The following is a 10,483-nucleotide window of genomic DNA, read 5'->3' on the forward strand; positions in this document are numbered from 1 at the left end:
GTGGCTTGTCCCGTTGGCCAGAGGCTGGCCGGATGGGAACGGGGGATGCGCATGGAACTGCAAGCTTTGATTTTCGACGTGGATGGCACGCTGGCAGATACAGAGCGGGATGGGCACCGCGTGGCCTTTAACGCGGCCTTTGCTGAGGCAGGGTTGGACTGGCACTGGTCGGTGGAGCTCTACGGCCAGCTCCTGGCTATCACAGGCGGCAAAGAGCGCATTCGCCACTTCATCGAGACCTGCCAGCCGCCACTGCCTGCCGAGGAAGACCTGACGGCCCTGATAGCTCGGCTGCACCAGGCTAAAACCCGCCACTACACAGCTTTGTTGGCCCAAGGAGGGATCCCTTTGCGCCCCGGCGTCAAGCGCCTCTTGCAGGAGGCCAGGGCCGCTGGGATCCGTCTGGCCATCGCCACCACCACCACGCCCGAAAACGTGACGGCCCTCTTGGAGCAGACCCTGCCGGAGAGCCTAAGCTGGTTTGAAGTCATCGCTGCCGGCGATGTGGTTCCCGCCAAGAAGCCAGCTCCGGACATCTACTTCTACACCTTGGAGCGGATGGGCCTAGATCCCCAGGAGTGTCTGGCCTTTGAGGACTCCGAGAACGGGCTGCGCTCGGCACAGCAGGCAGGTGTCCCCACCGTGGTGACGGTTAACGATTACACTCGAGATCAGGATTTTTCTGGGGCAGCTTTGGTGCTGGATCATTTGGGAGAGCCTGATCTGCCTTTTCAAGTGTTGGCGGGAACGGCAGGATCCCACAGTTACTTCAGCCTGGAGCTGGCCCGCCAGGTTCACGCCCAAGCCATCCACTCTGAGGTAGAAAACTGATGCCGGAGGTGGGGAGCGAAGACCTGCAGCGGCGCCTAGAAGCCCATCTCCGCCAGGTAGCCCAGCCCCGCGATCCCGACTGGTCGCCTTTGGGCCACCGGCAGGTGGAGCAGTATATCCAAAAACAGCTTTCCGAGTGCGGCCCGGTGGAGCCTTTCCCCTTTGAGGCCAACGGCCGCCAGCACTGCAACTGGATCTTGAAGTTGCCCGGATCCCGCCCGGGTCGGCCGCCTATCCTGGTGGGAGCCCACTTTGACGCTGCCCCGGCAACCCCTGGAGCCGACGACAACGCCAGCGGCATAGCGGTGTTGCTGGAATTGGCCCGCCATTTTGCCGCCAACCCTGCCCCTTCCCCCCTGTGGCTGGTGGCCTTCGACCTGGAAGAGCGGGGGATGATAGGCAGCAGAGCCTACGCCCGCTTTCTTAAACAGCAGCGCCAGCCCCTGCGGCTAATGCTCTCTCTGGAGATGCTGGGCTACCGGGATCCCACCCCCGGATCCCAACGCTACCCCGCTGGCCTTGAGAAGCTCTACCCCAACCGGGGAGATTACATTGGCCTTATTGGCAACTGGCCCACCTGGGGGGATCTGCTCAAGCTGCAGCGTGATTTTCAAAAAGCGGGGATCCCTTGCTGTTGGTTGTTGGCCGGGCAGCGGGGCCTAATCCTACCTGCCACTCGCCTGAGCGATCACTCCCCCTTTTGGGATGCGGGCTACGCCGCCGTTATGGTTACCGACACCGCTTTCTTGCGCAACCCTCACTACCACAAGCTGAGCGATACCTTGGAAACCCTAGATCCAGATTTCCTGACGGGGGTCTGCCAGGGCTTGATGGCCGGGATCCGCTTGCTGTAGCTCTTCCAAACCCCCCAGTCATTCCGGCAGCAAGTAGCGTGCGTTGAATCCCAACTCCCCTCTCTCTGGAAGGAGGCTGGGGGTAAGGGTAGAGTTGGCATCCTCGGTACGGAGATTTCTCCAGGGGGTTCGCGATTCTGCGACCGAGTCCTTTGCTGAAGAGGGGAGACGATAGTAGTATGACGAGAGTAGTAGCAGGGAAAAGGTTAAAAAACCTGCCTTGGCACTGTAAAACTCAGTAGGAGATTGCGTATGAGCGCTTTTGCCCAAGCTCCCAAAAAGTGTGTTTCCGCCGCTTTCAAAGAAGAGCGCAAGGTGCAAGAGTGTATCCAGCGGCTTTTGAACCGTGGCATTCCCAACGATCGCATCTCCATTATTGGCCGCAACTTTCAAACCGAAGCCAAAATTACCGGGTTTATCACCCGCAAAGAGGTGGTTCTGGACGGTCTGACCAATGGGGCCATCTATGGATCCCTGTTCGGATCCCTGCTGGGGCTGCTCACTGGCGTGGGGGTGCTGTTCATTCCCTTTTTGGGGGCAGTGGTGGCTGCTGGGCCTCTGGGAGCCGCTTTGTTGGGGGCAACGGGCGGCGCTTTGTACGGAGCACTGGGAGCGGGCCTGGGATCCGCCCTGATTGCCTTGGGTATGCCGCAGGAGAAAGCCGCCATCTACCAAACCCGGGTACAGGCGGGCGAGTTCTTGTTGGTGGTGCAAGTACCGGAAGAGAAGTCGGGCGAAATTTACTTGCTGCTGCAGAGTGCTGGCGGAGAGGAAGTTTCCATTGCCGACTTGAACTTGCCCGGTGAGCCAGAGGGAGACTTAACCCCAGAGAGCATCTCGCCGGAAATCCGCGCTGACCTCTCGGAAGAAGCGCAGCAAACCTTTGTGGAAGCCTACAACCAAGCCAAACAAGAGGGCAATAACTCCACCCATGCACTCCTCAAAGCTTGGGAAAAGGTCAAGCAAATTTTCACACGAGATGAGAAAGGGATCTTCTCCAAACGCAAGACCTAGCCCAAAAAGTTTCCGAAGTAGCAAGAGCACAGTAAAGCGCCATCTCGCCGCTCTGCCTGTACGTGTTCTGGGTCTGCTCCAATTTTTTTAGCTGCAACCTTATATCCTGAGAATAGCCCGAAAAACTCTAACCTAACCTTGCAGGGGTGAGCCTATGGCTGCGAGTGACTTCAAGGATTACTACAAGATCCTGGGCGTCAGCAGAGATGCCTCTGCCGAGGAAATCAAGCGCGCCTATCGCAAGCTGGCTCGCCAGTATCACCCCGACGTGAACCCCGGCAACAAAGCAGCCGAGGAGCGCTTCAAGGAAATCAACGAAGCCTACGAGGTGCTCTCCGATCCAGACAAGCGGCGGCGCTACGACCAGTTTGGCCAGTACTGGCAGCGAGTAGGCACTGGTGCGGCAGCGGGGCCGGGCATGGAGGGATTTGCCCAGTACGCCACCTTTGAGGACTTCATCAACGAGCTGCTGGGCCGCATGGGATCCCGCCGCGGCGGCTTTCAGGGCTTCACCACCGGGTTTGGGCCGTTCGTCTCGGTGGATCTGCCGGGGCAGGATGTGGAGGGCACGCTGGGTCTCAGCTGGGCAGAAGCTTTCCACGGCACCCAAAAGCGGCTAAGCGTGGACGGCGAAACCCTCACCATCCGCATCCCCCCCGGCGCCAAACCGGGCAGCCGCCTCCGCGTCAAGGGCAAGGGTCAATATAGCCCCTTTGGCGGCCCAAGAGGAGATCTCTACCTCACCCTGGAGCTGCCTCCCCACCCCTTCTTCCGCTTCGAGGGCGACAACCTGGTTTGCGAGCTGCCCATCACCCCTGACGAGGCGGTTTTAGGCGGCACGGCGGAAGTGCCCACCCCCACCGGTCGGGTGCAACTGAAGATCCCTGCCGGCGTGGATAGCGGCCAAACCCTGCGGCTGCGCGGCCAAGGTTGGCGGGATCCCCAAGGCCATCGGAGCGACCTGCTGGTGCGGCTGAAGGTCGTCACGCCCAAATCCCTTTCCCCAACTGAGCGGGATCTCTACGAAAAACTGCGGCAAAATCGAAGCTGGGATCCCCGCGCCCGGCTGCAGGAGGTGAGTCTATGAGCCTGGCCATTGTGCGGGTAGAAGAACGGCTCTATACCTTCGAGCAGGCAAGTGAAGTAGCCGGGATCCCTCCTCACCTGCTGGAGTGGTTGCTCGGGCAAGGCCTGGTGGAAGCCGAAAGCTGCTACCTCAACCCCCAGCAACTGCGGCGCTTAATCCAGATGACCCGCCTGCATCGCGACTTGGGCCTGAACTGGGTCGGGGCGGCCATGGTTTTGGACATGGCCCAGGAAATTGCCCGCCTCAGGGCGCAGCTACACTACTACCGTGGAGGCTAAGCAGCCCAAGGCTTTAGCCCCCTTGAACCCCGCTGCTTGTCAACTTCAGGAGAACTTCTGTATGGAACAAATCGTCCGACGCAGCCAAGTGGTGGGCCTGCTGGCCATAGATGGCAGCACTGCCACAGCTCTGGGCACTGTCGAGGAAGTCTGGGTTGATGGGCAGGGACGGGTCTGCTACTTCACCAGCCAGCAGGGATACACCCCCTTGGAGCAAATCTCTCTCATCGGGCCAGACGCGCTGCTGACCTACTCTACCGTTTTTGATACCCCCCTAACCCCCATCAGCTCTCTTTACCGTCGCACAGTGCGCATTGGGAATCGAGAGGTCGGCTGGATTGAGGATTTTCTCTTTGACTGGGAGACTGGAGCGATTGCCGCTTATATTCTGGGTGGCAGCATTGCCGAGCCTTGGGGGGGGCGCGCCGTTCTCCTGCCTGAGGACGTAGAGGCCATCGACGTGGACGCGGTGGTAGTCAAGGAAGATGCTCCCCAGCGACTCCAATCGGAGGCCGAGGGCCTAAAGAACTTTTGGAGCGAAAAGTCTCGCCAAGTCAAGCAGCTCATCCAGCGCATGGGGGATCGCCTCAAAGCCCTAGTCAGCCCGCAGGATCCGCCCGAGGTAGTGCGCGTCAAGGTCAAGCAAGTGCGGGACGAGCTGGCCAAAGGGGGCAAGTTCGACCTTTCCCTGCTGGATGAAGCGGCAGAGTTCCTACAGCAAAAATGGGAAAGCTGGCAGCAGCGCCTTAAACGGGCTGCCCAGCGCATGCAAGCTGCCCTCCAGGCCGCTTGGGAAAAGCTGACCGAATGAAGCTGACAGGAAGCAAGTTTTTCCGCTAGGATTGTAAGTTGCTGTCAATGCTCGGATCAGGTTTTAAGACCCGCAGGGGCACCTGTACGGCAAGGAAAAGGCATGACCTACGCGATTGTGGAAACCAGTGGCAAGCAGCTTTGGGTAGAGACGGGGCGCTTTTACGACATCGATCACCTGCCTGACACAGAGGAAAACAGCTCTTTGGCCCTCTCCCAGGTCTTGTTGATCAACCACGAGGGACAAGTAACCCTAGGGCGTCCCTATATTCCCGAGGCGGTGGTGAGGGCACGGGTTTTGCAACACCGCCGGGGCAACAAAATCATCGTCTACAAGATGAGGCCGAAGAAGGGAACCCGCAGGAAAAGAGGCCATCGTCAGCTCTTGACCCGTGTGCTCATTGAGTCCATCGAACTGAACGGGACGCCACTAGCCACAGCCCCAGCAACTTCGCAGCCTGCTCCAGAGCCAGGGATCCCTGCGGCGGAGAACTAGACAGTTTTCAGCGGCAACACAGGTGCATAGGAGGCGCTATGGCTCATAAAAAAGGAACGGGCAGCACCCGCAACGGCCGTGACTCCAATTCCAAGCGGTTGGGTGTGAAGTGCTTTGGCGGCGAGCTGGTTCATCCCGGCTATATCCTGGTCAGGCAACGGGGCACCAAGTTCCACCCAGGGGTGAACGTGCGCATTGGTAGAGATGACACCTTGTTTGCTGTGGCTACAGGCATTGTTACCTTTGAGCGCTACGGCAAACGGCGGCAGAAGGTGAGCGTTTACCCCGTGGCTGCGCAATAGGCAGCGATTTTTCCAAGCAACCTGTCCCCCAGCCTGCTCTTGTGCAAGGGAAGGGATCCCAGTTTGGCCCAGTGCCCAATGTGGAGAGTGCCTGTGAGATCGAGGGGGGTGCGGGCGCATTTGTTTCGTTGGGTGGGGTTGCTGCACCTCATTGCCGGGGTGGCCTATCTTTACTGGCGGATTACCGAGGGGCTGACCGATCTGGGATCCCTTTTGTTTTGGGGTGCGGAGGCCTATGTCTGGCTGGCGGCAGTGGGGTTTACCCTTAGCCGCTACGCCCAGGTGCCGAGCGAGACCCTTCCCTCTCCCGAGGTTCTGCAGCCGGCGTTTTCTCAGCTGCCGCGGGTGGACGTGCTGGTCATACGTCAGCGGGACTCTCTGGAGGCCACTCGGCAGACGGTGCTCTCAGCCCTACGCTTGGATTACCCCTGGGAGCGGCTATTTGTCCACATTGTGGATCGGGTTGAAGACAGGGAGATGGCCAAGGTGGCGCAGGCCATCCCCTGCGAGTACTGGCCTTGCCCCAGCCCCACGACCGATCCGCTAGCCTACCTGCTGGGATCCGGCCATCTGCAAGGAGAGTACCTGCTGCTGCTGCAGCCAGGCCATTTTGTCGAGCCGGACTTTTTGTGGCAGACTCTGCCTCTGTTTTACGACTTTCCAGAGCGGGCCCCCATTGCCAACTCAACCGGCTTTGTCCAGGCCATGCTGCGCACCCTAGGTCGGCCCCAGGCCGTTCACCCCCTGCAGCAACTGCTGGCGGTGGGATCCCACGGCTACCAGGCAGCGCCGCTATTGGGATCCGGCTGTCTCATTCGGCGGGCGGCCCTGGAGGGGATCCCGCACACATCGACATTCGCCGTCCTGTGCAGTTGGGGTGTCAGATGCACTGTCGCGGCTGGCAGTCCTACCTGGCTCGCCAAGCCCAGGTCACTGGTGCCTTGTTGCCCTTGCGCAACCGCCGCGTGGCTCTGCTGGCCATTTTTTCGGCCTTGCGGGAAAATCCCTTCTGGGGCAAGCCGACCACCCAGCAGCAGCGCTTTCAGTACCTGTGGCTGGCCCTCTGGGCCGCTGGAGGGGCGGCGGAGCTAGCTTATTTGGCGGTGCCGATCCTCTTCCTCTGGACGGGCTGGATGCCAGTGCCGGCCTTTGACAGGGTTTTTTTTGCCTGGTTTCTGCCCTATGCCCTGCTGGGGCGGCTCAGCTGGCTGTTGGCCTTTCCTCCCTCTTGGTGGGGGGCTGCGTGGCAGTCAGAACGCCAGACAGGTAGCCAGTTTTTCCAGTCCATCCAGGCGTTGGTGCAGGCAATGCGGGGGGTGCCTCCCTATCCCGAGCAGCCATCCCAACTCTCTCTTGGCCCGCAGGCCTTGGCCATTGCGTTGACCCTAGCAGCAATGGGGGTGGGATCCCTGCGCTTTGCTGGCAACTGGGATCCAACCTGGCTAGAGCTGCTGTTTGGCCTGGTCTGGGCCTTCTACAACCTGATGATCCTGACGGTGCGCCCGGACGACCACGATTTTGCTGGCTTTGCCTTGGGTAGCCGCAACCCGGCGCCAGCAGAGATCTCAGATGCACTCCCCAACTCCTAAAGTGGAAGCTCTTAGCTGGCTGGAGGCAGGCAGAGGCCAAAAGCTATGCTGGAACTAGAGAAGCAATAGCGCTATCGATAGGGCGAAGTGCCAGAGACTGCCCCCATGGACGGATGGAGAGCAGGGATCCCCACCTAAGCCCTCCGTGGGTTTGGCAAAGCTTGAGCGTGCTCTTCTAAAAGACAACCGAAGACAACGCACCTGTGGAGTCAAAGAGACCTCCCCTTCGACTATTCCCCCTAGGCACAGATCCCTGCCGGCAGGGCTGTGCCTACTGGCTGGAGATGGGATCCTACCGTTTGCTTCTCGATTGTGGCTTGCCTGCTCCCGCTCTCCTCAAAGCTTTGCCAGGGATCCCCGATGCTGTTATCTGCAGCCATGCCCACTTTGACCATGTGCAGGGGCTACCTGGCTTTTATCGCCGCTACCCACAGGTGCCCATTTACGCCACCCCGGTGACGGCTCATTTGGCCAGCGGCCTCTGGGAGCGCGGCATCTGGCCAGACTACGACCGGGAGATTCGCTTTCCTCCTTTTCGGGCGCTGCCTTTTGGCCAGGCGCGGGAGATCTTGCCTCACTTGATGCTCACCTTCTTTACCGCCGGGCACCTGCCGGGGGCAGCGGCAACCCTGTTGCAAAATACCCAGACTACTCCAGCTCAAACCTGCCTGTACACTGGCGACTGTTCCCTGGCCTCAACTCGCTTTGCCCCTGGCTTGGATCTGAGCGCCTTGCGCCACTGGCAGCCGGATGTGCTGCTCATCGAGGCCTCCCTGGGCTCTACTCGCCATCCACCCCGTCGCCATCTGGAAAACCGCCTGGTGGAGCGCCTGCTTGGCGCCTTGGCGGCAGGGCAGACGGTGCTGTTCCCGCTGCCAGTGCTAGGGTTGGGCCAGGAGTTGATTTTCCTCCTCAAAGCTCACCACCGCTTTACCCAAGCTTCCCAGGAGCTGACGGTGTGGGTGGCGCCAGGCCTAGCTGCAGGCTGCGATCTCTACGAACGCTTGCTCCCCTACCTGCCGGAGCCCGTGCGCAATTTTGCCACCTACCAGCCCTTGTTCTGGGAAGACCGCCTGCAGCCGCGGGTGCAGCCCCTTACGGCAGTGGATCCCTTGCCCCAGGGCCTGTTGCTGTGCGACGCCGATGCCGATCCGGAGGCCTGGGAGCCCATCTGGTTACGCCTGTTGGCCCAACCGCAGCGCTCCTGCCTGCTGCTGCGGCTGCCGGAAGTGGAGCTGGCTACGCCGTTTGAGCAGTGGCCAGCGCCGCTGCGCTCCCGCGTTGGGGTGGAGTGGTTGGCCTGGCACAGCCACAACGATGTTGGGCATCTTGCCCAGATCGTCCACACCTTTCGCCCCCAACATGTGGTTTTGGTGCACGCCAGCCCCCAGCAAGCGCAGGAGCTGGCGGATCTGCCCGAGCTGTGCAACCGTTACCATGTCCACTGCCCCCAGCCTGGCCATTGGCTGGAGCTGGTCGACAGCCGTCTGCAAACCTTGGTCAAACCGTCCGAGTTCCTCAGGGATCCCGGCGTGCGCTACGAGGGGGAGGTGGAGGAGATCTGGCAGGAACAGGGCTCGCCTCGCTCCTTGGCTGGGGTTCAGGTGCGCCTACCCCCCCAGATTACCGAGGATCCCCGCTGGGCCGCCTGGGCTGAGACCGGCTTGGTAGAGGCCCGCTGGCAGGGATCCGAACTGGTGCTGCGGGGCCTTTCGCCGCGAGAGCTGATCCGGCCGGCGGAGGTTGCCCCCTCCTCTGGCCTTGTGCCGCGCCCCAAACCCGCCCCTGTCTTCGCGGCCGGGGGCATGAGGTGCCAGAGCTGCCGCTTTGCCCGCCAGAGCTTGTCCGCCCACACCCAAGTTCTTCGCTGCGATCAAGAGCGCTCCCCCCTCTACCGTCTCCGGGTGGATCCCCAGGGGAGCTGCCCCTATCACCAACCGCGGGAGATCCGCTCTTCCGGCTAGTGCCCAGGGCAGTCGCCGCCCAAAAGCCGGCTAGAATGGGGCCAGTTGCGGTGTCAACCATGCTCGAGCAACAACCCTGGGCAGATCGTCGCCAGGGGGCGGTTGGATCCCTGGAGCGTCCCGCCGAGACCCTGGCCCCAACCCGCCTGCCCTTGGTGCAAATGGTGGGGGTTAACAAAGTCTACCCGCTGCTAGAGGGCAGTTTCCAGGCTCTCTACGACATCAACCTGACAATCTGGCCGGGAGAGTATTGCGCCATCATGGGACCCTCGGGCTCGGGCAAGTCCACCCTGATGAACCTCATGGGCTGCTTGGATCGGCCTAGCTCGGGGCGCTACTGGCTAGACGGCGTGGAAGTCTCTGCCCTGCCGGATGGGGAGCTGGCCCGGATTCGCAACCAAAAAATTGGCTTTGTCTTCCAGCAGTTTCACCTCCTGCCCGTCTTAACCGCCCTGGAGAACGTGATGCTGCCCCTGGCCTATGCCGGGATCCCCGAGTCAGAACAGCGCCGGCGAGCTAAACAGGCTCTAGAACAAGTGGGCTTGGGAAGTAAACTCCACCAGCGCCCAGCCCAGCTCTCTGGCGGCCAGCAGCAGAGGGTGGCGATTGCCCGCGCCATTGTTAACCGGCCACAACTGCTTTTGGCCGATGAGCCGACTGGCGCCCTGGACAGGCGCACCGCCCAGGAAGTGCTCAGCCTTTTTGCCGAGCTCCACAGCCAGGGCATTACTCTCGTCGTAGTTACCCATGACCTAGAGGTGGCGCGGGCCGCCCAGCGCCTCATCCACGTTGCCGATGGACATTTGCTGCCCTAGACCTGGACCTGCCTGAACAATTGGGCTCTTGAGGACTGGCCGGCTTCCTCCTCTCTAGGACTAGCTAGCTTGCGCTAGTCTGAACACAATCCCCTGAGCCTCTAGCAAACTTATGGGACTCATTGAAGATATCAGCCGGTTTTTGGAAACCCGCCTAGAGGAATTCCTCAGAGCCCATCCGGAGATTGAGCTGCAGCTCCTTGCCGAGGAATTGCGCCAGCAAGAAGAAGAAACTCGGCAGCTGCTCCAGGAAAGCCTTGCCCAGCGGCAAGCTCTCCAGCGCAGCATTCTCCAGTTGGCAGAGGAAATCAAGACCTGGCACTTTCGCATCGAAAAGGCCGAACGGGCCAACCGCCCGGATCTGGCTGAGGGAGCGCGCCGACGGGAAGCCGAGCTTTTGGAGCAAGGGAGCCGGTTATTCAACCAAGGGAAGGCTCTGGAGG

13 protein-coding genes are annotated in these 10,483 nt (G+C 60.9%); all 13 read left to right on the forward strand.

What is annotated here, in order from left to right:
* The first annotated feature begins 51 nt into the window (after positions 1-51).
* Positions 52-831 (forward strand): HAD family hydrolase, encoded by a 780-nt coding sequence (locus NW833_RS09420; RefSeq protein ID WP_414412314.1) that lies wholly within the window; start codon positions 52-54, stop codon positions 829-831.
* The gene (locus tag NW833_RS09425; RefSeq protein ID WP_414412306.1) at positions 831-1,685 is read left to right on the forward strand and encodes a M28 family peptidase; all 855 of its coding nucleotides are present in this window, start codon (positions 831-833) and stop codon (positions 1,683-1,685) included. Before NW833_RS09420 ends, NW833_RS09425 begins: the two co-directional genes overlap by 1 nt.
* 252 nt (positions 1,686-1,937) lie before the next feature.
* On the forward strand, positions 1,938-2,699 hold the full coding sequence (locus NW833_RS09430; RefSeq protein WP_414412307.1) for a ChaB family protein: 762 nt from the start codon (positions 1,938-1,940) through the stop codon (positions 2,697-2,699).
* A 154-nt stretch (positions 2,700-2,853) separates the two neighbouring features.
* On the forward strand, positions 2,854-3,786 hold the full coding sequence (locus NW833_RS09435) for a DnaJ C-terminal domain-containing protein (RefSeq protein WP_414412308.1): 933 nt from the start codon (positions 2,854-2,856) through the stop codon (positions 3,784-3,786).
* A complete protein-coding gene (locus tag NW833_RS09440) occupies positions 3,783-4,064 on the forward strand; it encodes a chaperone modulator CbpM (protein ID WP_414393933.1) in 282 nt (93 codons plus the stop codon). The genes NW833_RS09435 and NW833_RS09440 overlap by 4 nt, the downstream gene beginning before the upstream one ends.
* A gap of 61 nt (positions 4,065-4,125) precedes the next feature.
* Positions 4,126-4,875: a photosystem reaction center subunit H gene (locus NW833_RS09445; protein ID WP_414393935.1), complete on the forward strand. Its 750-nt coding sequence runs from the start codon at positions 4,126-4,128 to the stop codon at positions 4,873-4,875.
* 102 nt (positions 4,876-4,977) lie between these two features.
* Positions 4,978-5,370 carry a 50S ribosomal protein L21 gene (gene rplU / locus NW833_RS09450; RefSeq protein WP_414406273.1) on the forward strand — a complete coding sequence of 131 codons (393 nt, stop codon included), beginning with the start codon at positions 4,978-4,980 and terminating at the stop codon, positions 5,368-5,370.
* Positions 5,371-5,408: 38 nt separating this feature from the next.
* On the forward strand, positions 5,409-5,672 hold the full coding sequence (gene rpmA / locus NW833_RS09455; protein WP_414393939.1) for a 50S ribosomal protein L27: 264 nt from the start codon (positions 5,409-5,411) through the stop codon (positions 5,670-5,672).
* A gap of 93 nt (positions 5,673-5,765) precedes the next feature.
* Entirely contained in the window at positions 5,766-6,764 is a 999-nt protein-coding gene (locus tag NW833_RS09460; protein WP_414412309.1) for a hypothetical protein, read from the forward strand.
* 11 nt (positions 6,765-6,775) lie between these two features.
* Positions 6,776-7,261, forward strand: a complete 486-nt coding sequence (locus tag NW833_RS09465) for a hypothetical protein (RefSeq protein ID WP_414412310.1) — start codon at positions 6,776-6,778, stop codon at positions 7,259-7,261.
* Between the two features lie 203 nt (positions 7,262-7,464).
* Positions 7,465-9,225 carry an MBL fold metallo-hydrolase gene (locus tag NW833_RS09470; protein ID WP_414412311.1) on the forward strand — a complete coding sequence of 587 codons (1,761 nt, stop codon included), beginning with the start codon at positions 7,465-7,467 and terminating at the stop codon, positions 9,223-9,225.
* Positions 9,226-9,284: 59 nt separating this feature from the next.
* The gene (locus tag NW833_RS09475) at positions 9,285-10,040 is read left to right on the forward strand and encodes an ABC transporter ATP-binding protein (RefSeq protein WP_414393944.1); all 756 of its coding nucleotides are present in this window, start codon (positions 9,285-9,287) and stop codon (positions 10,038-10,040) included.
* A 112-nt stretch (positions 10,041-10,152) separates the two neighbouring features.
* The coding region (locus NW833_RS09480) for a TIGR04376 family protein (protein WP_414412312.1) at positions 10,153-10,483 on the forward strand (331 nt) is incomplete at its 3' end.

The sequence above is a fragment of the Synechococcus sp. O70.1 genome (genome assembly GCF_047462215.1).
GTDB lineage: Bacteria > Cyanobacteriota > Cyanobacteriia > Thermostichales > Thermostichaceae > Thermostichus.

Excerpts from the sequence above, each read along its gene's own strand:
- NW833_RS09420 (WP_414412314.1), top strand. The coding sequence starts at position 52 with ATGGAACTGCAAGCTTTGATTTTCGACGTGGATGGCACGCTGGCAGAT.
- NW833_RS09425 (WP_414412306.1), top strand. The coding sequence starts at position 831 with ATGCCGGAGGTGGGGAGCGAAGACCTGCAGCGGCGCCTAGAAGCCCAT.
- NW833_RS09430 (WP_414412307.1), top strand. The coding sequence starts at position 1,938 with ATGAGCGCTTTTGCCCAAGCTCCCAAAAAGTGTGTTTCCGCCGCTTTC.
- NW833_RS09435 (WP_414412308.1), top strand. The coding sequence starts at position 2,854 with ATGGCTGCGAGTGACTTCAAGGATTACTACAAGATCCTGGGCGTCAGC.
- NW833_RS09440 (WP_414393933.1), top strand. The coding sequence starts at position 3,783 with ATGAGCCTGGCCATTGTGCGGGTAGAAGAACGGCTCTATACCTTCGAG.
- NW833_RS09445 (WP_414393935.1), top strand. The coding sequence starts at position 4,126 with ATGGAACAAATCGTCCGACGCAGCCAAGTGGTGGGCCTGCTGGCCATA.
- rplU (WP_414406273.1), top strand. The coding sequence starts at position 4,978 with ATGACCTACGCGATTGTGGAAACCAGTGGCAAGCAGCTTTGGGTAGAG.
- rpmA (WP_414393939.1), top strand. The coding sequence starts at position 5,409 with ATGGCTCATAAAAAAGGAACGGGCAGCACCCGCAACGGCCGTGACTCC.
- NW833_RS09475 (WP_414393944.1), top strand. The coding sequence starts at position 9,285 with ATGCTCGAGCAACAACCCTGGGCAGATCGTCGCCAGGGGGCGGTTGGA.